The organism is Janthinobacterium sp. FT14W (genome assembly GCF_009208755.1).
Taxonomy (GTDB): Bacteria; Pseudomonadota; Gammaproteobacteria; order Burkholderiales; family Burkholderiaceae_D; genus Janthinobacterium; species Janthinobacterium violaceinigrum.
Genome location: NZ_WFLL01000002.1, coordinates 255,385 through 278,089 on the forward strand (window position 1 = coordinate 255,385; position 22,705 = coordinate 278,089).

Consider the following 22,705-nt stretch of genomic DNA (forward strand, 5'->3'; position numbering starts at 1 on the left):
TCGGATGCTTGTCCTGTGGAGTAGTACAGGTGTAGTACAAGGCAGCATGCAAGCATCCGGAACTTCCTTTATTCGTCATTTTTGGCCAGCCAGGCCAGCCTGATTCACCTCTGCTTATCTCCATGGTATTTTTGTCTATACCAGTTCCCGCCTTATCTCCGTCTTATCTGTTTGCTCCCCTGTTTTAATTCCGTTGCGCTGTGCTTTCCGCTTGCCGCAGGCAATGGGCAAAATAAAACCCGGCATATAGCCGGGTTTGCTGTTACGGACGCAGCACGCTGCGCGCGGTGCCGGATCAGCGGCGGTGCGACTTCATTGCCGCCTGCACTTCGCGCGCGCCATCGCGGTCGCGTTCTGCTGCCCGCTTGTCATGCTGTTTCTTGCCCTTGGCCAGGCCGATTTCGCATTTCACGCGGCCGCCCTTGTAGTGCAGGTTGAGCGGCACCAGCGTATAGCCGGAACGTTCCACCTTGCCGATCAGTTTATCCATTTCCGCGCGGTGCAGCAGCAGCTTGCGCGTGCGTACGGCTTCCGGGTGGATATGGGTGGAGGCGGTCGGCAAGGCGCTGATATGCGCGCCGAACAGGAAGAGTTCGTCGCCGCGGACGACAACGTAGGCTTCCTTGATTTGTACGCGGGCGTCGCGGATGGCTTTGACTTCCCAGCCTTCCAGCACGATGCCCGCTTCGTAGCGATCCTCGATAAAGTAGTCGTGGAAGGCTTTTCTGTTGTCTGCTATGGTCATGAGATGGTAAATGTGCGCGGGTCGGTTAAACTACTGTCTCGCGCAAGCGCGATAAAATCAAATGTATCCAACATCATAGCAAATGGTTCTTCAATGGCAGTAGTACATAAATCAGTTTTTCTCGGCTATAGCGCCGAACAAATGTTTGCGCTGGTGGCGGCGGTGGAGGATTATCCCAAATTCCTGCCCTGGTGCGGTGCGGTCGAGATTCGCGAGCGGGGCGAGAACACGGTTGTCGCCAGCGTGGGCATACATTACCACGGCGTGCGCCAAAGCTTCACCACGTCCAACGAGAACGTGCCGCCGAGTTCCATCAAGATGAAGCTGGTGGACGGTCCTTTCAAGACCCTCGATGGCGTGTGGACCTTCAAGGCCTTGCGTGAAGACGCTTGCAAGATCGAACTGGATCTGCACTACGAGTTTTCCAGCCGCGTGCTCGAGCAGATCATCGGTCCCGTCTTCGGCATGATCGCCAACAGCATGGTCGATTCCTTCTGCAAGCGCGCGGAGACGGTGTATGGCTGAAGCGGACATTGCGGTGCAGGTGTGTTACGCGTTGCCGGAAAGCACGTTCTTGCGCTCCTTGCGCGTGCCTGCGGGCACGACCATTCAGCAGGCCGTGGCGCAGAGCGGCTTGCTGCAGGCCATCCCCGACATCGACCTGGCCACCAATATGGTCGGCATCTATGGCAAGAAGAAGACGCTCGATACCGTTTTGCACGAGCATGATAGGGTGGAAGTGTACCGGCCCCTGCAGGCGGACCCGAAAGAAGCGCGCCGGCGCCGCGCCAGCAGCAAGCCTGCCAAGGGTTGAACGGGCAGGGCAGCCTGGCCCTGCCTGGCGGCGACATTTTTTGCTATTTTCAAATATCTTTTCTATGCTGCAAGGACGGAGGGCGCTTTTTTCTGTATAACTTGCTTTTAGCCACCACAAGCAAGCATCCATGCGGGTTCCAGTCGTTTTGCCGTTTGCATGGGCGAAACGTGGGCGAAAATACTAAGCGACCCCTGCCTTTAGCCCATCATTCATTTTGCAATACTGATCCGGCAACACGCCACCCTCCTGCTCAACCCAGCGGCCATACGTTCGGGTGATCATGGTCGTATCGGTATGCCCCATTTGCTTTGCCACGTACATCGCGTTGGCGCCCGTCGATAGCAGCGTCGACGCGAAGGTGTGCCTTGTCTGATACGGATTTCGGTAGCGGACCTGGGCCTTCTTGATCATCGCCGCCCAGAAGAGGCTCAGGCGCTGCGTGTTGTCCCAGCCCTGGCCGGTGGCAGGATCAAAGAACACAAGGCCGCCAGCGAGGAAGCTATGTTGTTTCTGCGCAACTAGCGCCTCGACTGCGCCGCGCCGCAGGTCGACCAGGCGGCGGCCGGCGCGCGTCTTCAACTCCTCTCGGGATTCGCCCATCACGCGCGAACGCTCCACTTTCGCTTTGAACCCGGCCCAATCGATCGATTCCCAGCGAAGCGCGATGTACTCGCTCGGGCGCATGCCCGTGTAAAAGGCAAACTGAAAGACGTTCCTGGCTTGGCCCTGAGCCGCCCCGAGGATGGCCGCAATCTCCTGTGCGGAAAACGGATCCACCTCGTATTCCGCCTTATACGCGTCGCGGTCTAATGTTTTTTGCAATTTCACCCGGTCCAGCGGATTGCTGTCGATCAAATCGTCGTTTATCGCAAGCTCCAGCGCGCCGCGCAGAGGGATGAGAATTTGACGGACCGAGGTGGCCTTCAGCGACAGATCGACAATCCAGGTGCGCAGCGCGGCCGGAGTCAGGTTGGTGAGCAGGGTGTCGCCCCATTGCTCCAACAGAATTTTGTTGAGCACGCGCTTGTAGCTTTTCAGCGTGCTGGGCGCGAGGATGCGCTCATAGATTTCGAACTGCTGTTTAAGCAGGTCGCCAACGGTTACATCCTTGCCCCGAGGTTGCAAGCCGAACTTCTTCAACTGCGTCGAATCAGGGAAGTACTTGGCATAGCTAAAATTTCCCAGCGCAATGGCGTTCAGGATCTCGCCGCGCAGCCGCTCGGCGTATTTGATGTTTGCCTTGCTGTGCGCGAACTTCAGCGTTTCCCGGCACTCGGTGCCCCGGTACATGAATTTTATGCGGATCGATTCGCTTTGGACGCCCGACCGGAGTTCGACGCCTGGCGGGCTGGACTTGCTTGTTCCCATTTTGCTACCCATTCTTCTACTGCCGGCAGGTTGATCCACAGCCGGCCATCCACAATTTTGCATTGATTGCCATCGAGCCATTTGCCAGCCTTGCGGCGGGCCTGCACGGAATCGACGGAATCGCCTGATATTTCGACGTAGCGCTCCAGCTTTACCCAGGCCAGAGGCTGGCGCTCCGCCTCTGCCTTGGCGGCTGCCGCGCGCGCATTGCGCTCGATGGTCTCGACCAGCTTGGCCACCATGTCGTGCTCGTTCATGTTCATGGTGCACTCCCGGCCGCCACATCACCGGCATGCCCGCTGCCACCGCATGCAGGGCAGTCCAGCTCGCCGCGGCCCAGTTCGGCGCCGTCGTTCATGAAGACCAGGCCGGCCGGCGTCGCCGCGATGGTCTGGCCAGCGGCGCGCGCAGCAGCGATGGCCTGCTGCGTTTCGGGCGAGAGTGGTGTGCGACGGCGCACGAGCTGGGCCGCCAGCTGCGCAATGCGCGTATCGCGCTCTCGCACCAAGCTTTGGAACGCCGGCGCTTCACAGCTGCGCGCGCACGGCGCCGGGTGTTCGCCTCCGGCTTGAAGTGCCTGGCGACTTGCTTCCAGCTCCTTCACGTGGGCTTCGGCTTTCTCGGCACGCTGCTGCCATGCGTGGACGCAAGTGCATTGCCCGCGCCATTCGCCGTCTATGCTATGAACGTCGCCAGTTCCACCGCAGGCGCTGCACAGTGCGCGCATTTCGGCGCAGGTGTCCACGCTTCCAGCAGCTCTTGGCGGGGCGATGGCTGGCGCTTCAAATTCATCCATAAGTGCCTTGCGCAGATTGGTGCGGGTGGCGGTGGTTTGCTTTTCCACGTAGGTATCGACCAGTGCCAGAATGCGCTTGCACCGGTTGATCTGGATCGAGGCTTTATCGTAGGCGCTCATGATGCCGCCTTGGCAGCGATAGCGGCGTCGATGGCAGAGTCAAGCCGCTCACCTTGGTTGATGAAAGTTTTATCAAGAGGCAAACCCGCGCCATATACGCCCCACACATCAGTGGCGAAGTTTGTAGGGAACTGGCGCAGCCAACGATACCGTTCCGCGTCTTTAGTATCACCCTTCAACGTTTCCAGTTCATCCTTGACGGTCTTCAAATTCACCATCAGTGCCAGGCCTGCGCGTACAAGCTCGGTTTTTTCTTCCTTGATATTGCCCTGCGCGGCTACCAGCACTTCTGCTGGAGGAGCTGGCGCGGCCGCCAGCATGGCGCGATATGCCGGCGCCATCGTAGCCAGCATGCCAGCCAACGCATCGACGGTCGTGCCCGGCGCCGTGTCCATCTGCATCAAGACGAGCGGCGCCGCCTGGCGTGCCAGGTCAATATCGGCAAGCGTTGCTGTTGGCCAGGATGCGATTGCGGCGCCAGCGATGATCTCAGGCGTCGGTTCAACCGGTACCAGCTTCCAGCCATCCGGCACGGCCAGGTGCTGCGGCGTTACGGCGACCGAAAGGGGAGCACCTTGCTCCAGCGCGGCAATACTAGCGTTGTTGTTCATTCTGCATGCTCCAAAAAGGTTATCTCGCTGGGCTGGCGCGGTGTCGCGTCGCCCATCAGGTAAATCACGGAAGACACGCCGCCGCCCAGGACCTGGGCGCCCATAGCGCGCAGGTGGTGCTGCTTGCCGTCGAATAGCACGGGCTGGCAGGTGTGGATCGTGCGCAGCACGGCGCGGTCCAGCTTACAGGCGGCCTCGGCCGGGGTTTCCGGCTGCTGCGCCGGGCTGCGGCTACTCACGTTGCCGCCGGCGCTGGGCGGACGAAGTACGCCACGGGACCATCGTCCTCGGTGTCGAAGATGGCCAGCAGGAACCAGTCTTGGCCGGCTGGCGTGGTGGGCTGCCACTCCTTCAGTGCGTCGGTATCGTCGTCCATGTAGCGCCCGCAAAGCGGTGCGGCATCGACCTCCATCCAGACGCGGGTGACTTCGACGCCGCATTCCGCCAACCAGGTGCTGAAAGCTACGGCACTGTCGTCGTCCGGCGAGTTGACCAGGGCAGGGTGGAAGTAGCTGCCATCCTCACGGCGCTCGACATGCACGGCTTCGATTAGTGTTTTCATATTTACCTTTCAGGTTGTCGCGGCCAGGACGCCCGCGAGGGTAGCCGCCACGTAAATCAGGATCAGAGCCGCCGCCAGGCGCGCGGTACCGGGGCTGCGCTCGCTGTTCGGCACTTCGTCGTTGTCGTTCACACTGCCCCCGTGATTGCAGGTTCGCTGGCTGGTGGCGCATACAGGGCTTGGAAGGCAGGTAGGTCATCGCCATGTACGCGGAAGCCTTCTTCGCCGAACACAAACCGCCCTGGCCAGCGGCCGCCTGGAAAACTGAAGTCGACATAAGCCCGCATACCGCCGCCATACGTCGGTATTCGAACTGCCACCCGGCCTCGATCAGCGCCCGGGCCGGCACAGGGCCAGGCGCATTTTGGTCGTATTCCTGTTTGCGCTCGCACGAATCGACGCCATCCCACTCGCAGCCGATTTCATTGCCACCTTCGCGGCGGGCCGCTGCGCTGCTGGTGGCGTAGCGAATCACGGTTATGTCCTCGCCGTCGCTGACCTGGTAGGCCCTCAGGCGCTTCATGGCGTCACCTGCACAGCACGGCCACCGCGCCACCGCCAGCCCGGCGCGATTTGGCTGTAGCGCCACATGCCCATGCGTTGGCTGGTGGAGATGGGCGGCCACGGCTTCCCGCCGCATTCCCATTCCGGGCCTTCCCAGTAATCATCAGGCAAGCGGGCATGGTCGTAATGCCTTACCCAGGCGCCGCGCGCCTCTTGACCTTCCCATTCATCAAAACTCATGTAGTGATGTTCAGGGATGCCGGTGATGCGCTGCCACATTCCATATTCGGCAGGACGGTGCTGACGCAGCCATTTGGCGCGCTTCCATGAAAATGGTTCGTCGATAACACCCGACTCGTTCGACGGTGTGTATTTCGTGGTGTCGCCGTGGCTGCGCAGCAACTGGACCGCGCGCTTCGCCTGCTTCTTGTAGATGCGCGGGTTCATGACGTCACCCGCTTGAACTCGATCACCCAAACCCATGGGTTGGCTGCCCAACTGCCGACGCCGTTGATGGATTCCCACAGATGCATGAAGTGCTCGCTCGGCGTTGCGTTGTAGTTGTAACTCGGGATTATGCCGTGTCCACCAGGTGTGCCTTCGGCACGAGCGTCGGCGTCGCTGCAGTCCTCCAGCCGCTCGACGCGCACGGATACGATCTCCAACAGGATCCTGCTGGCCCATCGCGGCATGTGGATGGAAGGCCGCCATGCAGGCTGTTCGGCTTCGTATGGGCGCTCATTGTCTGCTCGGTATACCAGCAGTTCGCGTGCCTTCGGCACTTCTAGGTATGGGCCTTTCTGCACCTCGAAGTGGTCGCAGTACCAAGTCTCGCGCCCCCACAGCTGGGAACCAGGCCCGCCGTGTGGGCACGCATCATCGAAAATACTGGGATATTTCTGGAAGCTATCTTCGATGCGTATCATTGACTGCGCCGCATTCGACGGCCACCAGTGCTTGCCCGGCTCACTTGGGATTGCCACCGGCTGCGGCTTCATGATTCGCCGCGTCTGCGTCTTGCTGCCGTCGAGTAGGGCGCGCACCATCGGCGCGCTGAAGAGGATTGGCTTTTCTGTCATGATAGGATTTGTCTCCTTTTCTCTAAATTTTTTAAGGCTAAGATGCTTGATTCCGCCAGTGATGACGTACATACTTTCCATTTCGATGCGCCTAGTTATGGCGGGTGCCGAGTTCTTGCAAGCCGCGACGGTGATGAGGTGCAGACGGAAATCCAGTACATAAAATATGAGACAGTAGCGGTTCAAATTCGCATAATAAAAATCGGACCAAAGGCAGGTCGTTCCGGCACTTGGCACATGGAATACGCGGTCCGAGTGGCAATCGCTCTGTTTTTAAAACCCGGTCTTGAGGTCAGTATTAAGGACGACAAAGTCATTGCTAAGAGCGTCGCACCTTGGCAAGGCGATATCACTTAATATCCTGGATTCATGTTGGCGCTTCAGCTACTACGCTAAAGTCCGCCTCCGCTTCCACCGGACGTAGACGTGGAGTGTTGCGCCAGGTGGCGCAGATGACAGTTTCGGGTGCGCCGTCACTTTCGAAAGTTTGGTTGTCCATCACCAGCAAGAAAAAGAGGGGGGCGCTCATGTTGCTGCTCCCGGCGCAGCCAGCACCGTTCGATTGCCGTTTGATGCCATGCCGCTCACCACGCCCATCGCCTCCATGGTTTCCAGGAGGTTGCCTGCTCGGTTGTAGCCAATACCCAAATACCGCTGCACCAGCGATATCGATGCGCGCTGCCGGCTGCGCACCAACTCGACGGCCTGGCCATACATCGGGTCGCTCGCGCTGCCGTCGCTTGGCGGCACGGTGTCGGGCGCCTGGCCGTTTAATTCGAGCACCACGCGTTGTTCGCGCACTGGTTCGTGGCCTTTGGCCGGCGCGGCGTCAACGGCCGGGCCCGGCGGCCGCGCATCTACCTCGGCTTCGCCACCCAGTGCCTCGACCAGATCGGCTAGCATCTTGGCCAGCTCGCCCGTCATCAGCGCAAAATCGCTGTCGAAGCGCTCGTCGTCGTTGCGCGTGGCGCTTTCCTTGATGATCTCCAGCGGCTTGACGGACTTGATGGTCAGGCTCTCGTCCAGTACGAAACCTTGCCAGCTCTGCAGTCCAGCCCAGCTCGCGGCCATAAAACGTGCCGCTGCAAGACGCCATACGCGCATCTACTCGCGCCAGCTCATGGGCTAGATTCGGGCTTCCTGCCCAGGCTGTCGCCACAAAATTCCCATCCTCAAACTTGATCGACACGTTGTACTTGCGCAGCGTTGCGCGCGCTGGTGGGGCGGTGAACAGGCCGGGCAGGGAGTCTCGGGCGCTCATGGCGCCACCATCCACCAGGGGGCCGGTGTAGTTGCGGTACGCCTCGGCGCGCATCGCTTCGGCAGCGCTGCATTCCAAATACTTCAACTGACCAGGCGGCATGGTGGCGCCGAACGAGTTGCAGATCTCCAGGTGGCGAGGGCAGTCGATGCTTGCAACCAGGCCGGCGCAATGGCCGTCATTAGTAGTTTTCGCGGCGCTGATGTTCGGGATGATCTTCATGGCGATTAGCCGCGCGCTGGAATTGTGATTGCTGGGATCACTTCGCCGTGGGCGACGAGGACCGCTTCGAGTGCTGCGAGCTCTGCTGGGGACATGTCGTACTTCTGTGTTTGCTTGTTTGATGACGAATATTAGTCTGACTGATATCATAATATAAACAGTCGGACTAATAAGATATGGAATATTTATCGACGGGCGAAAAAAAGCCTCGAATCGTCGAGGCTGGTATGGAAGCTTAGAAGGGTAGTTCGGGCGGCGGTGGGCGCCGGTAGGCCTGCCATTTGATTTTGTTTGCGTTGATCTGGCTGATCAGTGGCGCGATTTCGAACGTGGCGTAGCTACGGGAGAAGCCGCCGACGCGCGGTGCTAGGAGCAGGATGGGGAGGGTCGGGAAGAACAGTTGCGCATGCACCAATGCGGCCGGGCCTGTGGACGGCCAAGTGTGCTCTGGCTCGACCTGGACCACGACCAATTGGATCTGTTTAATCTTGATGATGGTGGCACATAGTTGCATTTAAGGTAAAGCTTATATTTCAAAAAAATAATAATATAATTTTAAATTAAATAATTTTTACATTAACTCTAGATGTCACTAGTCACCTCGTTGCCGGGATTGGTAAGCCGGTAATGTGCTTTTGGATCCCTAGTATAAGTTCCAGGTTCAAAAACTAATACGCCCTTGACCACAAGTTTTTCTAAATCTTTTTTGCTAGTTGCCCATGTTCGTCCGGTTACTCTCTGTGCTTCAGAGACCTGAATTGTGGAGTTTCTAAAAGCGTAAGCTGCTATCTTAATTTCATGCTCTTCCAGCATTCGCCATAAATCTACCCCGAAATGATGTGCGACATCTCTGTCAGATGCTCTTCGATGTGTTTCTTGATCATTTCGCAATGTAACTTTAACTACGACTCCGTGGAAAGTTTCTTGCCTGAAAAGTGGAGCTGGAAGTTGGTACTCCATCATGCTATCCCTAATTCGGCGGGTGCCTTCACGCGCCATGCGAACGTAGCCCAGATATCTCAAAGCGTCCATCAAGTGATGATTTCTTGAAGAGCGCGTAACATAAATGGTTTTCTCGTTCACCGGTGGAACGAATCCACCAGGGCTCTCTATCTCCATTCGATCAATGAATAATTTAACAGTTATTTCTGTTCCGCTGAAACTATATGAACGGTGCACACAAGCGTTCACAACGGCTTCAAACCATGCCCACTGCGGATATTCCGGGGTTGTTACAAACTTTCCATCCTTATTAAGCCAAGTTACGTCATAGATCTGCGAAGATATTACCTCCTGCGCCTCTCTAATCAACTTTACAAGATTTCCTTCAATTACGCGATCTCTCAGAGGATTATAGTTTTCGCCAGATCCTTCAGATGTGCTGTTAAATCTCAATACACGAATTCGACATCCGGGAATCGTCAAGGCTGGGTCATTTGCAGCAAGTAATACCAAGCTATTTAGTGGCTTAAGAATGCCGTTAATATTTTTAATCAAATGACGATCGATTAATATTTCATCATTTTTCCAATCGGGGCGTTGCTCGCGCTCACGGAATACATCGCAAAAATCCTGGATAATTCGTAGGTTAAAATCTCTCGGGTACTGATAAAGATCTGCAACTGTCAGCTCAAATGATAGCTCTTGGCGAGTGGCACGGAAATCGCGCTTTTCCTCCTCGCTCATTTCGTGCTTACTATCGCCGTATCTTATCCAAGCGGAACCTTTATTAGTTTCAACGAGACGGCCTACATAAGGAATGTATATAGCCAAACAAAATTCTTGCTTGCCGTCGACTATGACCGGAATCTTTTTAAACTCTGGTTTTGCCATCGGGCAATGACTAATGTGGCACCGTTCAACCTTATTAATCTGCTCAGCACTGAAATGGCAACCTTTTATTTCCCCATTGTCCGCAATTCCATAGACCAATAAGCCACCATCAGGTGTATTTGAAAATGTACTGTAATAGATTGCGAGATCATCGAGATTGGGAGCCTTATGATTCTTGCGTTCAAACCTTCGATCTTCCTTGAAATATTCAAGGATGCGCTGGGTCATGTGAACCCATATATCGCGAGGAATCCATAAGTTGCGATCCTCAGTAGGCTCATCCTCGTCAAAATTAAAAGAAGTTTGTTGCATTTTGAAAATCCTATAGTCAAACCTGTGGCTGACACATTTTACCAATTTTTTTATAGTTTTTTTAATAATAATTCAGGGGTGTCGAGGTCAAGCTCGACACCCCTGATTGAGCGGCCGTTTGTGCAAACGAATGTTGGTGGGAGCGCACCTATTGAATCAATCTCACGCCTGAAGTCGGAGAAGCCATCCCCATCAACTTACCCTTGCGATAGAACATGATCCCGCGCGTAGCACCACCTAGACACGCATCCATATCAGCATAGGTCGTGATCATCTGCAGGCGCTTCGCCTCAGGCTGCTTCTCGATCGCGTAGACCCAATGCACAGCAAGGTGATCGCCTTCGATTTGCCACTTGGCAAATTCACGGATGCCGAATTGAACCTCCTGAGCTGCCATCTTGCTGCAGGGATGCGGCCTACGCATAGATACAGGAACTGGCTGCTCACTGACAGCTGGGCCTGTGAAGTGCGGATTTTTCGTACTGCTGAGCAGCTTACAGGCGTCTGCCGGCACGGCCTGGCTGACGGTGTAGGCGCGGCCAGTTGCTGCGTCGGTGCATTGCCAGGTCTCGGCATGAGCAGCGGGCGCGGCCAGCACGGCTGAGAAGAGCAAAAATAATCTGGGAATCATGTGATTACCTACGAATTTGTTCGTACTCATTTTGCAGAAGCTGACAGGCGCCTTGGGCAATCTGCGCCTCACGAGATCCGACAGGTAAATTTTCGGTCTGCTCCCGGCAATACTTCACCGCATACCAAGCCTTGAACTCTTTTTCAGAGGCTTCTTTTTGTTCGCTCGATTGGGCGCTGGCCGGTTGGCGGTGCATAGCCCAATAGCCAAAACTGACCATCGTCGCTACTGTAATTGTCAGCAGCCAGAATAACCCTTCTCGCAGACCTTGCCTTTTTGCGCGATCTGGCGCAGAAATATCACTCATAGCCGATCCTTGAAGTTGCGCGGCTCGAATCGCACGACGCGGCCAATCACATCGTACTCACCGGTACGGCAGGGCTCTTGTCGGAAGTCGGGATTCTCGGAAGCCAAGTACCATTCCCGACGGTCATATTTCAAGCGCTTAACAACCGACTCGCCCTTGTAATTTAAGGCAAATACGCCACCATTGACGCGGCTCTTATCCTTAATATTCACAACCGCCACATCCCCTGGATACATTATCGGCACCATGCTGTCACCTTTGATCTTGACGGCGCGCAGCTGGTCAGGTGACAAATCGTTTTCTTCGAGCCACTGGCGTGGCACATGCAAATGGCCTCCGTCCTCGAAAAGATGATCAATCTCAAAGCCGGTAATGCCCGCCCGTACGTGCTCAGGGACCATCCTGATGGCCACCATCACGGGCGCCTGGTTGTGGTCACCAGTCACCCGGCGCAGCCCAGGGAAATGTGTGGTTACCTCTTCGTCTGAACTTGGCGCCACGGCATGCGCAACCATTTCGGCTTCGCTCGCCAGTGATGGGCTGAACTCAGTAAGTGCGACACCCAATAGCTGCGCGAATTTTATGCCGGCTGCGACGTTTAACGGAATTCGACCATTTAGATACTGCGCGAGCGCACTCTGACCGAAGCCCAGCGCGCCAGCTGCTGCTTCCTGCGAGCTAGGGAGTTTCTTTTCTTTCTGCGAGTGTTGCCACTCCTTGAAAAGGTCTTTAAGTCTCGCCGCATCGGCAAGTTGTTCTTCTGATAGTGGGAGGGCTGGCATCGTGCCAGATTATAAGGAAAGCTAATAAATTTCAAACAGTCCGACTGTTGATATAATTTATCACTCGGACTAATATTTATTTCATGAACCCAATCCAAACGATTCGTGGACGACTGCGCGTGACCCAAGTCGCATTAGCAAAGGCCCTTGGCGTTACTCAAAGCAACGTTTCTCACTATGAGCAAGGCCAAGAAATGCCGCCGACGGTGGCCAAACTGTTGATTGCATACGCTGCGGCGCTGGGCGAAACCGTGACTTACACCGACATTTACGGTGAGCCGATTTCCGCCTCACGTCGTGATCAGCTGCCGGGCCACTCCGGTCGCCAGCCGCCGACAACCAATGCCATCTTCGACACCGTGCCTGCGCGCGCCGCCGTCGGAGTCGACATGGGCGCGAAGCCATGATCCGCCTGATCCCAATTTCCCCATCGCGCCCGGCGGCCGGCATCGTGCGCATCCCGCTGCTCGAACCGCACCAGCTGCTGCCTGGCGTTCCGTTCGATGAATCCCTGAAACAACTGAAGGAGTCAGCATGAACAAAACCGAGATCCACGCGAATTGGCGTGTCCTGCCAGTCCATCTGGTCGCCAAGCTGTTTGGCGTCCTGGTCAAGGTTGAGGGAATGCCACTCGGTTCGGCTCGCATTTACCGGGCCAGCCCGCAGGTATCCGCAAAAAACGGCTGCGGCGGCTCACCAGCACCTACTGGCGGTCCCCTCTCGAAATCCATTCTTGAAGATGAGATGAGAAGGCGCGGAGTTCTTCGAGATACCCCTCCGGGTACTGCGTGAGCAGAGATAGGTCGACGACACGTTCCGTGTTGCTTTCCAGCGCGGATAGCCTCCTCCAGCAATTCCGCCAGCGCTGACCGCGCCGCCGATATCCTGGCCACGGTCAAGCGCTGCAGCGCCGCCACCATCATCGATATCGCTGACGATTTGGCACTACATCGTGAAACGGTTCGCAAGCGCCTGGCCGCTTTGGTTGCCACCGGCAAGTTGATCCTCATCGAGGCCGCCGCGACTCACTCGCGTGCCCTGTATGGTGTGCCCGACCTGGACGACCAGGCCGAATTCGATCTGTACCGTACCCGCACCAACAACTGGCCACGTGGCCAGCACGGCCGGGATTGCTTGGTTGTCGCGTTATTCGGCGCGCCAGTAGCAATGATCACTACCAGCCCACCATGTGCTCATTTTGCGCCACAGCCTGCAGGGGCGCATTCATGAGGCGCGATGCCTTCACCCTTTCTCTTGACCTCGGCAGCGAGCTCATCATCGATAACTTCGCCGGCGGCGGTACCAGCACCGGCCTGGAGCAGGCGTTCGGCCGCCCGGTCGATATCGCCATCAACCACGATCCCGAGGCGCTGGCCATGCACGCGGCCACCCTGCCATGCCCGTCGATCTTCGAACGCGACAAGCCGCTGGCGCCTGCCACGCTGCGCCGCATCGCCAAGGGAATCATGCGCTACGTGGTCGACGCGGCAGATCCGTTCATTGTTGGTGCCGGCAGTCCGGCGCGCGCCGGCGAGCCGCGCCCGACTGCGCGGCCGTTCGGCACGCTGCTGGCGCGCAACGACAGCTATTTTTGCGCACCTAGTACCACGCCGCCGAGGTGCGCGCGTTCCTGCTGAGCTACTACGGCACGGACCAGGCGCCGGAGATTGACGGGCCGCTGGCCACCGTCACGAGCCGCGACCGCTTCGGTCTAGTGACGATCCACGGTCAGGACTATCAGATCGTGGATATTGGTTTGCGCATGCTGCAGCCGCGCGAGCTGTTCCGGGCGCAAGGGTTCCCTGACGATTACATCATTGGTGACGATCCGGCGCAGGGCCTGAAGTTGACGAAGAGCGCCCAAGTGCGCATGTGCGGCAATTCGGTTTGCCCGCCCATGGCCAAGGCGCTGATCCTCGCTAACTTCGCGCATGAGCGCGAGATTACGAGGGTGGCGTAATGCTATTCATCGTTTTCACCGTAAAGATCGAGTTGAGACGGCGCGACAGCGTGGGGCTGCGCAGCATCGTTCATCTGCCGCGTTATCTCATTAATTCGATCGCCCAGGTCAGCTACCCACTCAAGCCAGATTCGCCCGATAGCAGGCGGAAGCGGGCGGTCCGGATTTCCCATTCCTTGCACGTAGGCCTCAATGTCGCTCTTTACCATCGAAAATTGCGATTGGGCGTATGCAAGTTTAGTGGCGCAGTTATCGGACATGCTTTCGAGGGCGAGCAGTTCTTTAGTGCTTGCAGGTTCATACCCAATGCTTACAAAGTTTGCAGCAATTTCATGCGGCCTCCCATGAAGCATGTCATCCCAGTCTGTAAAAGTCAGGGTTGCCTGGAAGCAACCGATCTGAAAGGCGAGCATCTTCAACCGAGGCGCCAATGCAGCGGCGACTATAAACCCCCGCGCCGCCTCTTGACGCTCGCGCCGTCGAGTCTCCGAAGTGGCCAGCCACGTCGTTCCCAGCAAGGTCCCTACGGTGCCAACTGCGGCGATCCAGTAAGCCCATTCTGCCGTATTGAGACCCGCGTGCAGGCCAGTGGTGATAAGGGTGCAAGCGAGTCCCAACGCAAACAACGGGTACCTGACAATCCTCGTTTTGAAATGATTGATTGTTATTGTCATAAGGAAATTCTAGCATGATCCCGGATCTCTCAAAGACTACCCGCCAGCATTTGGCGAATCAAAAGGCGCCGGTGTTCTCGCTGATCCGCCAGCGCTGCATCTGCGGCAAGGTCAGCACCGCCAAGCAACTTACCCAGCACGGCAAATGCGCCGCCTGCGCGCTGACTGCTGTCCGTGACGCGATCATGCCTGGCGACTTCGCCAAGCTGCATCACATGCTTGGCGCAGTTTCTCAATACCCGAAAAGCAAGTGGGGCTGGCACAACTACTTTGCTGCCGGCAGCGGCCAGCAGCACGAGGCCATGCGGCGCTTGGTGGCCGCCGGCCTAGCCACGACTGGCCGTGCCGCCAACGAAATGATCTATTCCCATGCGAACCGCCTGGGTTGTAAGGCCGCTGGCCTCGACGCCGCTAGTATCATGTGCGCGATGGAGGATTAATTATGAATTTAATCACTTTTCCATTCTCTAGAGCAGGTATGTTTTTAATAAACGATCAAACCGATTTTGGCATCATTATTTCGCTGATTTTCGGTTTATTTAATAAAAATATCAAAAAGATAATTTTTCAATGAGATTGTTTTAATTTTAATTTAATATTATGAATTCACTATTTCGTTTGGCGCTCATACCTATCACTTTAAAGACGCGCTTAAGATGATTGACTTGTTTTTCTATATTTTTTTGAGCTACAGCAGGATCCGAGTTTGCGAGCATCAATTGCAGTTTACTCGATTGCACTGAAGGATTTTCCGTTTTCACTCTCCATTCAGACAAAGCTACATCAAATTCCCTGATAAGTTCGATAAGCTTGTTCATATCCTTCTCCAACTTCAAAAACCGGTTTACTGCCCTGTAGTTACCGAGCTCAACTGGTCGAATTTCTTTGAGAAGAATTTGCGCCGTCACTATCATATCGAATTCAAAGGCTTTGCGTTCATACTGAAGATTCACAAAAACGCGTTCCACAAGCTTTATTCTACCCATGCATACATTGCAGATTCCGAGAATGGCATCCCTTCTGTCGTTCAGTGTGGTTTGATGAAGATCCAATGCTACATTCCGCGCATGGCGAGCCTGGCGTTCACCGATAATATATGCGCCAAAAATAGCCCCGATGGAACCAATAGCCCCGACCCAATAGGCCCATTCGGAAGCGCCCATTTTGCATCCATTCTGTCCGACTGTGCACCAAGGGATCCAGAGAGCAAGAGCACAGCCAACCAACGTAATTGCAATAAAGGCAATAGAAACACTCAGAAATACGCGCATAAAAATTATTTCTCCAATCAAAGTTGGCGGAATCGTAACACGCAAATTATTGGCAGTGGGAAATGAAACGTTCACCCATGAAGCCTGGCAAGCCCTTGGTGCGCACGCCATTCAAGCGAACCGCGCCCATGCTGGCGCCGGCCGTAGCGGGCCTGCTGCAGGGCAAGCAGGACCAGACACCGGACGATGCCGCGCGCGCGCAACTTGCCGCGATAAAAAATGATTGCTGACGGTGCTGCGGCGAAGGAGGCGGCGCGCTTGGAGGGCGTCGAGCAGCAACGCCTGGCGGACGAGGAATTCAAGCGGTCGACTGCCGAGCGTGTCCAGCTTTACCTGGCCGGCGGCAGAAATGCAGCTGGCCCGGCAAGCGCGAATGCCGCTCAGGATTTGCCAGAGGCACCGCCGCACTGCGCAAGGACCATGGCCGCTATGAACGACGTACCTACTAGAAAAAACGGCTTAGAAGGCTTTAAATGAAAAATCAAGAAAACGAAATCGCTGCAAACAAACACCTGGCCCAGCTACTGGGCTGGTCCAACTTGATCGAAGTGGGCGGTGCCCTGGTCGGTACGCCGCCGGCGGGCGCTGCCCAAAGCCGAGGTCAAGCCATGGTGCCGGACCGGATGGGCGACTGGGCGGCGGCCGGGCCGCTACTCGCGAAGTTCGAGATCCGGTTGATGCCGCCGGCTTTCTGGAGTGGTACCGGCTCTATCCGGACAAGGATGCCGCGGCGCGCGCCGCAATCGTCAAGGCGGCCACACATCGCCTGGAGAAAGCGCTATGATGGCGCGTGGCTTGCAGGCGCTAGGTCGCCTCAAGGTCGGCGCCATGAATCAGACCGAGGCGGCCTACGCCAAGACCCTGGAGCTGCGCAAGGCCGCTGGCGAGGTGGCCTGGTACAAGTTCGAGGGCCTGAAATTCCGACTTGCCGACAACACTTTTTACACACCAGATTTTGCCGTGCAGCTGACCGACGGAGCGCTGGAGGCGCACGAAGTGAAAGGGCACTGGCAAGACGACGCGCGCGCGAAGATCAAGATCGCGGCCGATATGTACCCGCTGCGTTTCGTCGCAGTCCAGGCGCTGCCGAAAAAGGCGGGCGGCGGATGGAAAGTTGAGGAATTCTAATAATGAAATGTAGACCTGCAAGCAGTTATCCTGCCGTCGACGAAGAGTTACCCATGCTGATATAGCACAGATACTCTTCTTGCATTGAACGAAAAATATCAATGTTCTAAATCAGCGACAAGAGAATTTATGCTGATCCGGATCCTCCACAGCAGCCACATCGTTCCCCTGAAGGGAGTGCTGAGATGGTATTGGCCTTCGCCAAAACCCTGAAGGATTCTGAAATATGTTGCAACCGTTTTCGCTGAAACCTAATTGTTACCATTTCCACATTGCCATCTTCATCGGTCAACAGTACCTCTTGCTCGGAAGTGATGGTTCTCTCTTTCAAAAATTCGGCAGCGACGGCATTTATTACCTGCTTTTTTATCATGATGATATCCTATTATGGAGTTAGTCGTCTTGCATTAACTCGTATATTATCGAGTTTTCGGTAAAATTGTACTGCTGATAGATTCTCTAGTAGTAATTTTTCTCCATTTATATTCAATCCGGGAATCGCAGGACAGCTTTTTATACTCTCATAATGATTTATAAATTGATCGGTAAAAGTTCTCAAAATAACCTTCTCATCAATCATTTCTCCTTCGCAGCAAATGGCAACCAATTCTAATGTATTGACTATTTTTATCGCATCTCCTGTGATTGGCAATAAAGGGTCAAATTTCCGGAGACTTGACATGTAGTCCCAAAGAGGGATTATTAGTTGTCTTTGGGCTAATAGTTTTTGATTTTTGTGAACGGTATAGGCAACCCATAGTCCGGCGCATGTTGCACTTCCGGCTAGTAACGATCCGATTGCAGAAATTATTTCAAGCACTGGCTTGCTCCATAAGGACGGTTGAAAATTCGCTATCATACAATATGTTTCCATAATGAAATCTATCGAATTGTATCAAAAATAAATATTGCATGTTTTGTTTTTGGAGAATTAATATTAAATTCTGCAATTAATATCCGCTAGTGCTAATTATTGAATAAAATTTATATTTTTCTGTCTGGGCATGTATTTTATTTGGTAAGTGTAAATTTCCGCATTTTATGTGAGTCATAAAGTGAAATTGGTATATGGGGAAAGGATTGGCCTTCGACGTGTGTGGGGGGTGTTTTTGAAATTTCATATAATTTCGTTTTTAAAATATGCATCATGTGAATCAATGATTAATACGTTTTATGGTAAGAGGTATGGAAGTTTCTTGCCCCATCCTGCGTGGGTCATTTTCATTTTAGTTTTCTTTTGAAAATTTTTCAGGTGAAGGAGGCGCCGAATTAATCAGTGTGTTAACATTTACAGATGAAAAGGAGGAGCGTATGGGCTTTACAGACCGCTACATCGCAGCGATAGGATCGAACAACCTGATGGACGACGCGCAGCACCACCAGACGGATCCGCTGGCGGCTGCGGCGCTGGCTGGCGATATCGGCGCGCTGCTGTGCCGCGTGAAGTACGCCGACGGCACGCTCAACCGCATATTCGAGGGCAATCAGCAGAACTTGGCGCAGCTGCTGCGTATTTGGACAGTCGAAGTTATCAAGCGCGCCTGCGCGCGCCGCTGGGTGCCGGAAAACACGGCCTGGGATGCGCAGTCGGCGCAGGCGCTGTATCGGCGTGTGGCCGAGAAGTCGCTGGCGCACTGGCTCGACGGCAAGTGCAAGGGGTGTAGCGGTACCGGCGTCAAGGTGTTGCTGGGGAACGGGCAGTGCACGTCCTGCAAAGGAACCGGCGTGGCGCCAGTGTACGGCGTGGCCGGCCTGGAGTTGGAGCGCGTCAAGGATATGGTGAGCGAACTCAGCGCCATTTACGATAGCCATTCTGGCCGGGCAGGCGGCCTGTTACGCTGCGGAGACATGTAGCGCAGGTTTTCTTTAAGCCTGTGTTTACAAACAGCATTTCTGCGGTATACTTCAGGCCTCAGTTCAAGAAAATTCTTTCGGAAATCGTAATGTGCGCATCGCGCCACCGATAGCTGGAACTCGCGACAGTACCCGGCCCAGCGCCGCACCTGCACGCCTAGAATTTGCCGCTCACCACGCACCGCAGTCGTGGTTACAAGAAACAAAGCCTGCCACCTAACGGTCGCAGGCTTTGTTCATTTAGTTAGGCAAAATTCCAACAGCCACTTCGCCGCGGAGCAATTTGAGTGTCTGTCCGCTTACATCCACGCATCCGCGCATTCCGAATTTTGTGTCAGGGATGTTCTGCTCGATTCCGTCAACACTAATAACTGCAGAAAAGCCATTGGCTGTGCAGACGCGGAATGATTTGATTGCCGCGCCGAGGTAGAAATTGCTGCCCTCGGTATTAAAAACTGCGCACCCAGCGCGACACGCTTCTGCTGCATATGTCGCACCTTGTTGAGGAGTTGCACTCTGAGCTGATGTGGCAACTGCTGACGCGACAAAAAGTATTGCGGCAAAAAATTTCTTCATAGACACCCTAGTTGTTTTGTGGAACTAATAGGATATTGTATCTTTAGCAAATAAGCAAGAGTTTAGAGGTGGTGGCTTCGCTGAGACCGGACATTTTTGTGGCCGTGTTCGTGTTGGATTATCTCTGCTGTAATGGACAAAACCGCAGGGCAGTAATGCCGGCACTTCGCGGGCGTAGCTCAATGGCAGAGCGGAAGCACTCCAAGCGTTCCGCATGGGTTCGATTCCCGCCGCCGCTCCAGTTCCCCCCTCAGCGACCAGTTAGCGCTCGTTCCGACGCTGCTTGGGTTTCGGCGCAAAAGGAGAAGACAGAGGCCAAAAGTAGGCACGTGTTTCTTTCATTCATTGGGATCGCGGATTTCGAGCGCGCAATGAGCTCTTCGCTGATTTTTCTTAGCACGGTGCTCGTTGATGGGCTGTTGAGAATATCAATGATCTTAGAAATTTTATGCTCCACTGAGCCGGGTTTTGGCTCAGGATCACCAAAAGCCTTAATGAGTGCTACCACCGCCTCTAATTCGTTCATGGTTTGCGCCTTTAAATGTTGTTTTTGATAAGAGTTATCTTATCCCGAAGTTCGTGGGACAAAACTATATATTTTGATATTTTTGTGTTCGACGTTGCCAACTTCGTCCCAAATTCTTCTGCACTCGGCATTCGCCGGGTTTCGCCGCTAGCCGCATCGCTGCGCTGACGGCATTTCTATTTGAGGTGTCGCATGTTCAACTTCGATATCGGCCGCATGATCGTGGGCATCGCCCTGCTGGGCGCCGTGGTTGGTGGCGCCATCGTCGCGCTCGCGCTGCTGGCCTGGCCCTGGCTGTGGGCGCTGGCCAAGCCGACGCTGCATGCGGTGACAGCATGAGCAGCCTGATGACCGTCCACACGCTTGGCCCGCAACTGATCGCGCTGCTTGGCCTACCGAAGCACTGCATTTCGTTCGAGCTGCGCTGCGCAGTCGACGAGATTGTCACGGTGAAGTGCGAGTTCTATCCGGAAGAGGTGGAAGGAATTGACCTGGCGCTGGCCGACTATGAGCTGGTGCCGCGTACGAGTGGACACCAGGCCGCCGCGATCGGCTTCGACGCCTGGATGCGCGAGCGCACCGAGGCCGCACACCAGGCCATGATGAAGCACGCCCGGCGCGGCGGCATCCCATACACCTGACAATTGCGACTGCCAGCGCGCTCCAGTGGCAGGGCTTGAAGAAACGGGCGCAGCTCACCGACGTAGCAATGATCCAGAGGACTCCAGCCGCGATGAACCGCGGCGCCTGCTGGAGGCGGGCGGTGACATTTCGAAAGCCAGTATGCAGAAAATCCAACACCCATCGAACAACGGCGTGCTCGGCGCACCTGCAGGCTGGGATCAGGCCGAACTGCCATGCAACGCGCTGCCCATCACGTGCACGCACGTTGGCGACCTGCCTGCCGTGCTGTCGTACTGGCGGCTGGATGCCGGCGAACTGGCCGCGCTGAACGCCGGCGGCGCCGTGCGGCTGTGGGGGGCGCAACAATGGCGCCCGTTATGGTTGATGTGGACGAGGATTTGGAGCTAACCGGAAAGGCGGCGTCACGCTATCTGCGTAGCCAACCGCCTTCCCGGTTGCTTACCCGTCATTAGCCGAACACTTTGATTGCGAGTTCAATAAGAACAGCGACCCAAGCCGGCGCGCTCTCGATGAGGGCAACAACGTAGTGATTCGGCTTGTGTTTTTTAGGCATCTTCTTTTTCATGCGTTTTCTTTCGGAGGACAAGGTTGCGCTCGTCACGGCGTGACGGAGTGCGCTTCCCATTTCCGGTATAGAGCGAAGGTTTATGCTCCCACCCTCAAAAGGCATAAAATCATTGAAAAAAAATTCAACGAGCGCCCGGCGCCACCATCGGGATTCGCCGACCCGCTGAACAACCGCTACTTGCCCGCACCCGAGGTGCTGAAGTGGGCGCGCGCAACCATCCTCTCCGAAGGCGGTGCGCTCTACAACGACGACCACGCCAGCCTGGAATATGCCGATGTGCAGTTCTTGTGGGCGCCGCACGGCTTCAACAAGGCCGGCCGCACCGTGCTGGGCCAGTGCGAAGAGGTTACGTTCCGCTGTGGGCCGTGGCAGAAGGGCCGCCAGCAACAGCAGATGGCCGACTGGTTCGGCATGGTGCCGGACTTCCTGATTACCTTGGACGCATCGTATTGCCTGACCTGCAGCGATGCCGAGTTCTGCGCTCTGCTTGAGCACGAGCTTTTCCGTATAGGGCAGAAACACGACGAGTTCGGTGCGCCGGCGTTCAACAAGTACGGGCTGCCGAAGTTGTGTATGCGCGCGCATGACGTCGAGGAGTTTATTGGCGTGGTCCGGCGCTACGGCGCCAGCGAGGACGTGCAGCGCATCATCGACGCGGCAAAGACGGCGCCAGAAGTGGCAAAAATCAACATAGCGAGGGCGTGCGGAACGTGTCTTCTAAAGGCTGCGTAGCCTTTACGTTACTTTACAGGAAACTAAAACATGGCCGCACTCAAGGACGAGGTGAAGCTGTTCATCGTCAATGCGCTGGCCTGTTTCGACGCGCCGACGCAGGTGTCGATAGCGGTAAAAGAGGAATTCGGGCTCGATGTGAGCCGCCAACAGGTCTCCTGCTACGACCCGAATACCTACGTCGGCAGGAACCTGAGCCAGAAATGGCGGACGATCTTCGAAAAGACCCGGACCAAGTTCCGCGCCACGGCTGAGGAAATCCCGATTGCCAGCAAGGCGTTTCGCCTGCGTGGCCTGGGCCGCCTAGGGTCTATCTGACTGATTTCAGAGGAGCCATAGAATCATTGTTGCGATAATCACGACTGCCAGATAATTGTGTCCGCGTTTATCGTAGCGAGTTGCGACGGCGCGGAAATCTTTCAGGCGGTTGATTGCGCGCTCGACGACATTGCGGCCTTTGTAAGCTTGTGCGTCAAAGCGCGGCGGCGCTCCACCTCGACGTCCCTTGCGCAGACGGCTCTGCCGCGCATCTTGACGTTCAGGGCAAATGCATCGAATGCCTCTGGCCTGGATCTGTTGCCGATAATGCCGAGCACCATAAGCGCGGTCGACGCGCACGCTCGACGGCCTTTTCCGGGGGCGACCACGGCCCGGACGAGGCACATCAATCGCATCGAGCAGCTGTCCGACGTGCGCCGCGTCGCTACACTGGCCGGCCGTGACAAGAACGGACAGCGGCAAACCGTGCCCATCGACACAGACATGGATTTTGCTGGTGATGCCCCCGCGTGAACGCCCCAGCCACTCGTCAGTTATGGCCC

General features: G+C 55.7%; 42 protein-coding genes and 1 tRNA gene. 19 read left to right on the plus strand and 24 right to left on the minus strand.

The features are described 5' to 3' along the window. Window positions 1–295: 295 nt before the first annotated feature. On the minus strand, window positions 296–745 hold the full coding sequence (smpB, locus tag GCN74_RS03335) for an SsrA-binding protein SmpB (protein ID WP_034784131.1): 450 nt from the start codon (window positions 743–745) through the stop codon (window positions 296–298). A 93-nt stretch (window positions 746–838) separates the two neighbouring features. Between smpB and GCN74_RS03340 the strand changes: the two genes are divergently transcribed. Further along, window positions 839–1,270: a type II toxin-antitoxin system RatA family toxin gene (locus GCN74_RS03340; RefSeq protein WP_034752216.1), complete on the plus strand. Its 432-nt coding sequence runs from the start codon at window positions 839–841 to the stop codon at window positions 1,268–1,270. Continuing rightward, a complete protein-coding gene (locus GCN74_RS03345; RefSeq protein WP_152255345.1) occupies window positions 1,263–1,559 on the plus strand; it encodes an RnfH family protein in 297 nt (98 codons plus the stop codon). The genes GCN74_RS03340 and GCN74_RS03345 overlap by 8 nt, the downstream gene beginning before the upstream one ends. 183 nt (window positions 1,560–1,742) lie before the next feature. Here GCN74_RS03345 and GCN74_RS03350 read toward each other — a convergent pair whose 3' ends face one another. Genes GCN74_RS03350 through GCN74_RS03390 form a run of 9 tightly spaced genes read right to left on the minus strand, consistent with a single transcriptional unit; the run spans window position 1,743 to window position 6,602 of the window. Then, entirely contained in the window at window positions 1,743–2,852 is a 1,110-nt protein-coding gene (locus GCN74_RS03350; protein ID WP_264372869.1) for an Arm DNA-binding domain-containing protein, read from the minus strand. Between the two features lie 5 nt (window positions 2,853–2,857). After that, window positions 2,858–3,193 carry a hypothetical protein gene (locus GCN74_RS29155; RefSeq protein WP_226938847.1) on the minus strand — a complete coding sequence of 112 codons (336 nt, stop codon included), beginning with the start codon at window positions 3,191–3,193 and terminating at the stop codon, window positions 2,858–2,860. Beyond that, window positions 3,190–3,846, minus strand: a complete 657-nt coding sequence (locus tag GCN74_RS03360; protein WP_152255347.1) for a hypothetical protein — start codon at window positions 3,844–3,846, stop codon at window positions 3,190–3,192. Before GCN74_RS03360 ends, GCN74_RS29155 begins: the two co-directional genes overlap by 4 nt. After that, on the minus strand, window positions 3,843–4,457 hold the full coding sequence (locus GCN74_RS03365) for a hypothetical protein (protein ID WP_152255348.1): 615 nt from the start codon (window positions 4,455–4,457) through the stop codon (window positions 3,843–3,845). Before GCN74_RS03365 ends, GCN74_RS03360 begins: the two co-directional genes overlap by 4 nt. Beyond that, window positions 4,454–4,696, minus strand: a complete 243-nt coding sequence (locus GCN74_RS03370) for a hypothetical protein (RefSeq protein ID WP_152255349.1) — start codon at window positions 4,694–4,696, stop codon at window positions 4,454–4,456. The genes GCN74_RS03365 and GCN74_RS03370 overlap by 4 nt, the downstream gene beginning before the upstream one ends. Beyond that, a complete protein-coding gene (locus GCN74_RS03375; RefSeq protein WP_152255350.1) occupies window positions 4,693–5,019 on the minus strand; it encodes a hypothetical protein in 327 nt (108 codons plus the stop codon). The genes GCN74_RS03370 and GCN74_RS03375 overlap by 4 nt, the downstream gene beginning before the upstream one ends. Next, window positions 4,979–5,542: a hypothetical protein gene (locus tag GCN74_RS03380; RefSeq protein ID WP_152255351.1), complete on the minus strand. Its 564-nt coding sequence runs from the start codon at window positions 5,540–5,542 to the stop codon at window positions 4,979–4,981. Before GCN74_RS03380 ends, GCN74_RS03375 begins: the two co-directional genes overlap by 41 nt. Further along, complete coding sequence (locus GCN74_RS03385) at window positions 5,539–5,970, minus strand: hypothetical protein (RefSeq protein WP_152255352.1); 432 nt, start codon at window positions 5,968–5,970, stop codon at window positions 5,539–5,541. Before GCN74_RS03385 ends, GCN74_RS03380 begins: the two co-directional genes overlap by 4 nt. Further along, complete coding sequence (locus GCN74_RS03390; protein ID WP_152255353.1) at window positions 5,967–6,602, minus strand: hypothetical protein; 636 nt, start codon at window positions 6,600–6,602, stop codon at window positions 5,967–5,969. Before GCN74_RS03390 ends, GCN74_RS03385 begins: the two co-directional genes overlap by 4 nt. A 42-nt stretch (window positions 6,603–6,644) precedes the next feature. Between GCN74_RS03390 and GCN74_RS03395 the strand changes: the two genes are divergently transcribed. Then, window positions 6,645–6,959 carry a hypothetical protein gene (locus tag GCN74_RS03395; protein WP_152255354.1) on the plus strand — a complete coding sequence of 105 codons (315 nt, stop codon included), beginning with the start codon at window positions 6,645–6,647 and terminating at the stop codon, window positions 6,957–6,959. Window positions 6,960–6,969: 10 nt separating this feature from the next. Here GCN74_RS03395 and GCN74_RS28640 read toward each other — a convergent pair whose 3' ends face one another. From GCN74_RS28640 to GCN74_RS03425, 7 genes are all read right to left on the minus strand, one after another. Continuing rightward, window positions 6,970–7,131, minus strand: coding sequence for a hypothetical protein (locus tag GCN74_RS28640; RefSeq protein ID WP_193316945.1), 162 nt, complete (start codon window positions 7,129–7,131; stop codon window positions 6,970–6,972). Further along, complete coding sequence (locus GCN74_RS29640; RefSeq protein WP_319633445.1) at window positions 7,128–7,706, minus strand: DNA translocase FtsK; 579 nt, start codon at window positions 7,704–7,706, stop codon at window positions 7,128–7,130. Before GCN74_RS29640 ends, GCN74_RS28640 begins: the two co-directional genes overlap by 4 nt. 614 nt (window positions 7,707–8,320) lie before the next feature. Then, window positions 8,321–8,599, minus strand: coding sequence for a hypothetical protein (locus GCN74_RS03405; RefSeq protein ID WP_152255355.1), 279 nt, complete (start codon window positions 8,597–8,599; stop codon window positions 8,321–8,323). Between the two features lie 68 nt (window positions 8,600–8,667). Beyond that, window positions 8,668–10,230 (minus strand): ATP-binding protein, encoded by a 1,563-nt coding sequence (locus GCN74_RS03410; protein ID WP_152255356.1) that lies wholly within the window; start codon window positions 10,228–10,230, stop codon window positions 8,668–8,670. A 148-nt stretch (window positions 10,231–10,378) separates the two neighbouring features. Further along, window positions 10,379–10,861, minus strand: a complete 483-nt coding sequence (locus GCN74_RS03415; protein ID WP_152255357.1) for a hypothetical protein — start codon at window positions 10,859–10,861, stop codon at window positions 10,379–10,381. Window positions 10,862–10,865: 4 nt separating this feature from the next. Next, entirely contained in the window at window positions 10,866–11,168 is a 303-nt protein-coding gene (locus tag GCN74_RS03420) for a hypothetical protein (protein ID WP_152255358.1), read from the minus strand. Beyond that, window positions 11,165–11,950 carry a helix-turn-helix transcriptional regulator gene (locus GCN74_RS03425; protein ID WP_152255359.1) on the minus strand — a complete coding sequence of 262 codons (786 nt, stop codon included), beginning with the start codon at window positions 11,948–11,950 and terminating at the stop codon, window positions 11,165–11,167. The genes GCN74_RS03420 and GCN74_RS03425 overlap by 4 nt, the downstream gene beginning before the upstream one ends. A gap of 83 nt (window positions 11,951–12,033) precedes the next feature. Between GCN74_RS03425 and GCN74_RS03430 the strand changes: the two genes are divergently transcribed. The 5 genes from GCN74_RS03430 to GCN74_RS29175 all read left to right on the plus strand — a co-directional run bounded on the left by GCN74_RS03430 (window position 12,034) and on the right by GCN74_RS29175 (window position 13,910). Next, window positions 12,034–12,357: a helix-turn-helix domain-containing protein gene (locus tag GCN74_RS03430; RefSeq protein WP_152255360.1), complete on the plus strand. Its 324-nt coding sequence runs from the start codon at window positions 12,034–12,036 to the stop codon at window positions 12,355–12,357. Beyond that, window positions 12,354–12,488, plus strand: coding sequence for a hypothetical protein (locus GCN74_RS29500; protein ID WP_264372870.1), 135 nt, complete (start codon window positions 12,354–12,356; stop codon window positions 12,486–12,488). The genes GCN74_RS03430 and GCN74_RS29500 overlap by 4 nt, the downstream gene beginning before the upstream one ends. Continuing rightward, window positions 12,485–12,742, plus strand: coding sequence for a hypothetical protein (locus tag GCN74_RS03435; protein WP_152255361.1), 258 nt, complete (start codon window positions 12,485–12,487; stop codon window positions 12,740–12,742). The genes GCN74_RS29500 and GCN74_RS03435 overlap by 4 nt, the downstream gene beginning before the upstream one ends. A 434-nt stretch (window positions 12,743–13,176) precedes the next feature. Then, window positions 13,177–13,587 (plus strand): hypothetical protein, encoded by a 411-nt coding sequence (locus GCN74_RS29705; protein WP_413541518.1) that lies wholly within the window; start codon window positions 13,177–13,179, stop codon window positions 13,585–13,587. Further along, on the plus strand, window positions 13,569–13,910 hold the full coding sequence (locus tag GCN74_RS29175) for a DNA cytosine methyltransferase (protein WP_413541519.1): 342 nt from the start codon (window positions 13,569–13,571) through the stop codon (window positions 13,908–13,910). Before GCN74_RS29705 ends, GCN74_RS29175 begins: the two co-directional genes overlap by 19 nt. Window positions 13,911–13,912: 2 nt before the next feature. Here GCN74_RS29175 and GCN74_RS03450 read toward each other — a convergent pair whose 3' ends face one another. Beyond that, window positions 13,913–14,584, minus strand: a complete 672-nt coding sequence (locus GCN74_RS03450) for a hypothetical protein (RefSeq protein ID WP_152255362.1) — start codon at window positions 14,582–14,584, stop codon at window positions 13,913–13,915. Between the two features lie 14 nt (window positions 14,585–14,598). Here GCN74_RS03450 and GCN74_RS03455 point away from each other — a divergent pair, with 14 nt between their 5' ends. After that, window positions 14,599–15,024, plus strand: a complete 426-nt coding sequence (locus tag GCN74_RS03455) for a hypothetical protein (protein ID WP_152255363.1) — start codon at window positions 14,599–14,601, stop codon at window positions 15,022–15,024. 147 nt (window positions 15,025–15,171) lie between these two features. Here the strand turns inward: GCN74_RS03455 and GCN74_RS03460 are convergent, their stop codons facing one another. Continuing rightward, complete coding sequence (locus GCN74_RS03460) at window positions 15,172–15,855, minus strand: hypothetical protein (protein WP_152255364.1); 684 nt, start codon at window positions 15,853–15,855, stop codon at window positions 15,172–15,174. 62 nt (window positions 15,856–15,917) lie between these two features. Between GCN74_RS03460 and GCN74_RS28645 the strand changes: the two genes are divergently transcribed. The 3 genes from GCN74_RS28645 (at window position 15,918) to GCN74_RS03470 (ending at window position 16,983) form a co-directional block, all read left to right on the plus strand. Further along, window positions 15,918–16,085 (plus strand): hypothetical protein, encoded by a 168-nt coding sequence (locus GCN74_RS28645; RefSeq protein ID WP_193316946.1) that lies wholly within the window; start codon window positions 15,918–15,920, stop codon window positions 16,083–16,085. Continuing rightward, complete coding sequence (locus GCN74_RS03465; RefSeq protein WP_152255365.1) at window positions 16,075–16,332, plus strand: hypothetical protein; 258 nt, start codon at window positions 16,075–16,077, stop codon at window positions 16,330–16,332. Before GCN74_RS28645 ends, GCN74_RS03465 begins: the two co-directional genes overlap by 11 nt. A 303-nt stretch (window positions 16,333–16,635) precedes the next feature. Further along, window positions 16,636–16,983, plus strand: coding sequence for a DUF1064 domain-containing protein (locus GCN74_RS03470; protein WP_226938848.1), 348 nt, complete (start codon window positions 16,636–16,638; stop codon window positions 16,981–16,983). Between the two features lie 127 nt (window positions 16,984–17,110). Here GCN74_RS03470 and GCN74_RS03475 read toward each other — a convergent pair whose 3' ends face one another. Together GCN74_RS03475 and GCN74_RS03480 are read right to left on the minus strand one after the other, a co-directional pair. Continuing rightward, window positions 17,111–17,356 carry a hypothetical protein gene (locus tag GCN74_RS03475; RefSeq protein ID WP_152255366.1) on the minus strand — a complete coding sequence of 82 codons (246 nt, stop codon included), beginning with the start codon at window positions 17,354–17,356 and terminating at the stop codon, window positions 17,111–17,113. Between the two features lie 12 nt (window positions 17,357–17,368). Further along, window positions 17,369–17,842: a hypothetical protein gene (locus GCN74_RS03480; protein WP_152255367.1), complete on the minus strand. Its 474-nt coding sequence runs from the start codon at window positions 17,840–17,842 to the stop codon at window positions 17,369–17,371. 452 nt (window positions 17,843–18,294) lie between these two features. On the opposite strand from GCN74_RS03480, the gene GCN74_RS03485 reads away from it, so the two are divergent. After that, complete coding sequence (locus GCN74_RS03485; protein WP_152255368.1) at window positions 18,295–18,837, plus strand: hypothetical protein; 543 nt, start codon at window positions 18,295–18,297, stop codon at window positions 18,835–18,837. Window positions 18,838–19,077: 240 nt separating this feature from the next. Here GCN74_RS03485 and GCN74_RS03490 read toward each other — a convergent pair whose 3' ends face one another. Continuing rightward, window positions 19,078–19,413 (minus strand): hypothetical protein, encoded by a 336-nt coding sequence (locus tag GCN74_RS03490; RefSeq protein ID WP_152255369.1) that lies wholly within the window; start codon window positions 19,411–19,413, stop codon window positions 19,078–19,080. A gap of 168 nt (window positions 19,414–19,581) precedes the next feature. Between GCN74_RS03490 and GCN74_RS03495 the strand changes: the two genes are divergently transcribed. Then, a tRNA-Gly gene (locus GCN74_RS03495) sits at window positions 19,582–19,654 on the plus strand. Window positions 19,655–19,663: 9 nt separating this feature from the next. Here GCN74_RS03495 and GCN74_RS03500 read toward each other — a convergent pair. Next, window positions 19,664–19,939 (minus strand): hypothetical protein, encoded by a 276-nt coding sequence (locus GCN74_RS03500; protein WP_152255370.1) that lies wholly within the window; start codon window positions 19,937–19,939, stop codon window positions 19,664–19,666. Between the two features lie 192 nt (window positions 19,940–20,131). On the opposite strand from GCN74_RS03500, the gene GCN74_RS28650 reads away from it, so the two are divergent. The 5 genes from GCN74_RS28650 (at window position 20,132) to GCN74_RS03520 (ending at window position 22,202) form a co-directional block, all read left to right on the plus strand. After that, on the plus strand, window positions 20,132–20,278 hold the full coding sequence (locus tag GCN74_RS28650) for a hypothetical protein (RefSeq protein WP_193316947.1): 147 nt from the start codon (window positions 20,132–20,134) through the stop codon (window positions 20,276–20,278). Beyond that, window positions 20,275–20,580, plus strand: coding sequence for a hypothetical protein (locus GCN74_RS03505; protein ID WP_152255371.1), 306 nt, complete (start codon window positions 20,275–20,277; stop codon window positions 20,578–20,580). The genes GCN74_RS28650 and GCN74_RS03505 overlap by 4 nt, the downstream gene beginning before the upstream one ends. A gap of 142 nt (window positions 20,581–20,722) precedes the next feature. Continuing rightward, entirely contained in the window at window positions 20,723–20,971 is a 249-nt protein-coding gene (locus GCN74_RS03510; RefSeq protein WP_152255372.1) for a hypothetical protein, read from the plus strand. Between the two features lie 358 nt (window positions 20,972–21,329). Continuing rightward, window positions 21,330–21,884: a putative metallopeptidase gene (locus tag GCN74_RS03515; RefSeq protein WP_413541520.1), complete on the plus strand. Its 555-nt coding sequence runs from the start codon at window positions 21,330–21,332 to the stop codon at window positions 21,882–21,884. 30 nt (window positions 21,885–21,914) lie between these two features. Beyond that, window positions 21,915–22,202, plus strand: a complete 288-nt coding sequence (locus GCN74_RS03520) for a DUF2280 domain-containing protein (RefSeq protein ID WP_152255373.1) — start codon at window positions 21,915–21,917, stop codon at window positions 22,200–22,202. Between the two features lie 6 nt (window positions 22,203–22,208). Here GCN74_RS03520 and GCN74_RS03525 read toward each other — a convergent pair. After that, a partial coding sequence (locus GCN74_RS03525) for an IS5 family transposase (RefSeq protein WP_152255374.1) occupies window positions 22,209–22,705 on the minus strand: 497 nt, incomplete at its 5' end.

Bases quoted from the DNA above. Each gene is read 5' to 3' on its own strand.
- GCN74_RS03340 (WP_034752216.1), top strand. From the start codon at position 839: ATGGCAGTAGTACATAAATCAGTTTTTCTCGGCTATAGCGCCGAACAA.
- GCN74_RS03475 (WP_152255366.1), bottom strand. From the start codon at position 17,356: ATGATAAAAAAGCAGGTAATAAATGCCGTCGCTGCCGAATTTTTGAAA.
- GCN74_RS03350 (WP_264372869.1), bottom strand. From the start codon at position 2,852: ATGTACCGGGGCACCGAGTGCCGGGAAACGCTGAAGTTCGCGCACAGC.
- GCN74_RS03490 (WP_152255369.1), bottom strand. From the start codon at position 19,413: ATGAAGAAATTTTTTGCCGCAATACTTTTTGTCGCGTCAGCAGTTGCC.
- GCN74_RS29500 (WP_264372870.1), top strand. From the start codon at position 12,354: ATGATCCGCCTGATCCCAATTTCCCCATCGCGCCCGGCGGCCGGCATC.
- GCN74_RS03415 (WP_152255357.1), bottom strand. From the start codon at position 10,861: ATGATTCCCAGATTATTTTTGCTCTTCTCAGCCGTGCTGGCCGCGCCC.
- GCN74_RS03375 (WP_152255350.1), bottom strand. From the start codon at position 5,019: ATGAAAACACTAATCGAAGCCGTGCATGTCGAGCGCCGTGAGGATGGC.
- GCN74_RS03385 (WP_152255352.1), bottom strand. From the start codon at position 5,970: ATGAACCCGCGCATCTACAAGAAGCAGGCGAAGCGCGCGGTCCAGTTG.
- GCN74_RS03435 (WP_152255361.1), top strand. From the start codon at position 12,485: ATGAACAAAACCGAGATCCACGCGAATTGGCGTGTCCTGCCAGTCCAT.
- GCN74_RS03450 (WP_152255362.1), bottom strand. From the start codon at position 14,584: ATGACAATAACAATCAATCATTTCAAAACGAGGATTGTCAGGTACCCG.
- GCN74_RS03405 (WP_152255355.1), bottom strand. From the start codon at position 8,599: ATGCAACTATGTGCCACCATCATCAAGATTAAACAGATCCAATTGGTC.
- GCN74_RS28645 (WP_193316946.1), top strand. From the start codon at position 15,918: ATGAAACGTTCACCCATGAAGCCTGGCAAGCCCTTGGTGCGCACGCCA.
- GCN74_RS03420 (WP_152255358.1), bottom strand. From the start codon at position 11,168: ATGAGTGATATTTCTGCGCCAGATCGCGCAAAAAGGCAAGGTCTGCGA.
- GCN74_RS03455 (WP_152255363.1), top strand. From the start codon at position 14,599: ATGATCCCGGATCTCTCAAAGACTACCCGCCAGCATTTGGCGAATCAA.
- GCN74_RS03470 (WP_226938848.1), top strand. From the start codon at position 16,636: ATGATGGCGCGTGGCTTGCAGGCGCTAGGTCGCCTCAAGGTCGGCGCC.
- GCN74_RS03390 (WP_152255353.1), bottom strand. From the start codon at position 6,602: ATGACAGAAAAGCCAATCCTCTTCAGCGCGCCGATGGTGCGCGCCCTA.
- GCN74_RS03380 (WP_152255351.1), bottom strand. From the start codon at position 5,542: ATGAAGCGCCTGAGGGCCTACCAGGTCAGCGACGGCGAGGACATAACC.
- GCN74_RS03360 (WP_152255347.1), bottom strand. From the start codon at position 3,846: ATGAGCGCCTACGATAAAGCCTCGATCCAGATCAACCGGTGCAAGCGC.
- GCN74_RS29640 (WP_319633445.1), bottom strand. From the start codon at position 7,706: ATGCGCGTATGGCGTCTTGCAGCGGCACGTTTTATGGCCGCGAGCTGG.
- GCN74_RS03505 (WP_152255371.1), top strand. From the start codon at position 20,275: ATGAGCAGCCTGATGACCGTCCACACGCTTGGCCCGCAACTGATCGCG.
- GCN74_RS03430 (WP_152255360.1), top strand. From the start codon at position 12,034: ATGAACCCAATCCAAACGATTCGTGGACGACTGCGCGTGACCCAAGTC.
- GCN74_RS03480 (WP_152255367.1), bottom strand. From the start codon at position 17,842: ATGATAGCGAATTTTCAACCGTCCTTATGGAGCAAGCCAGTGCTTGAA.
- GCN74_RS03365 (WP_152255348.1), bottom strand. From the start codon at position 4,457: ATGAACAACAACGCTAGTATTGCCGCGCTGGAGCAAGGTGCTCCCCTT.
- GCN74_RS03395 (WP_152255354.1), top strand. From the start codon at position 6,645: ATGCTTGATTCCGCCAGTGATGACGTACATACTTTCCATTTCGATGCG.
- GCN74_RS03460 (WP_152255364.1), bottom strand. From the start codon at position 15,855: ATGCGCGTATTTCTGAGTGTTTCTATTGCCTTTATTGCAATTACGTTG.
- GCN74_RS03485 (WP_152255368.1), top strand. From the start codon at position 18,295: ATGGGCTTTACAGACCGCTACATCGCAGCGATAGGATCGAACAACCTG.
- GCN74_RS03345 (WP_152255345.1), top strand. From the start codon at position 1,263: ATGGCTGAAGCGGACATTGCGGTGCAGGTGTGTTACGCGTTGCCGGAA.
- GCN74_RS03410 (WP_152255356.1), bottom strand. From the start codon at position 10,230: ATGCAACAAACTTCTTTTAATTTTGACGAGGATGAGCCTACTGAGGAT.
- GCN74_RS03425 (WP_152255359.1), bottom strand. From the start codon at position 11,950: ATGCCAGCCCTCCCACTATCAGAAGAACAACTTGCCGATGCGGCGAGA.
- GCN74_RS29705 (WP_413541518.1), top strand. From the start codon at position 13,177: ATGAGGCGCGATGCCTTCACCCTTTCTCTTGACCTCGGCAGCGAGCTC.
- GCN74_RS03465 (WP_152255365.1), top strand. From the start codon at position 16,075: ATGATTGCTGACGGTGCTGCGGCGAAGGAGGCGGCGCGCTTGGAGGGC.
- GCN74_RS03520 (WP_152255373.1), top strand. From the start codon at position 21,915: ATGGCCGCACTCAAGGACGAGGTGAAGCTGTTCATCGTCAATGCGCTG.
- GCN74_RS29155 (WP_226938847.1), bottom strand. From the start codon at position 3,193: ATGAACATGAACGAGCACGACATGGTGGCCAAGCTGGTCGAGACCATC.
- GCN74_RS28640 (WP_193316945.1), bottom strand. From the start codon at position 7,131: ATGAGCGCCCCCCTCTTTTTCTTGCTGGTGATGGACAACCAAACTTTC.
- GCN74_RS28650 (WP_193316947.1), top strand. From the start codon at position 20,132: ATGTTCAACTTCGATATCGGCCGCATGATCGTGGGCATCGCCCTGCTG.
- GCN74_RS03510 (WP_152255372.1), top strand. From the start codon at position 20,723: ATGCAGAAAATCCAACACCCATCGAACAACGGCGTGCTCGGCGCACCT.
- smpB (WP_034784131.1), bottom strand. From the start codon at position 745: ATGACCATAGCAGACAACAGAAAAGCCTTCCACGACTACTTTATCGAG.
- GCN74_RS03500 (WP_152255370.1), bottom strand. From the start codon at position 19,939: ATGAACGAATTAGAGGCGGTGGTAGCACTCATTAAGGCTTTTGGTGAT.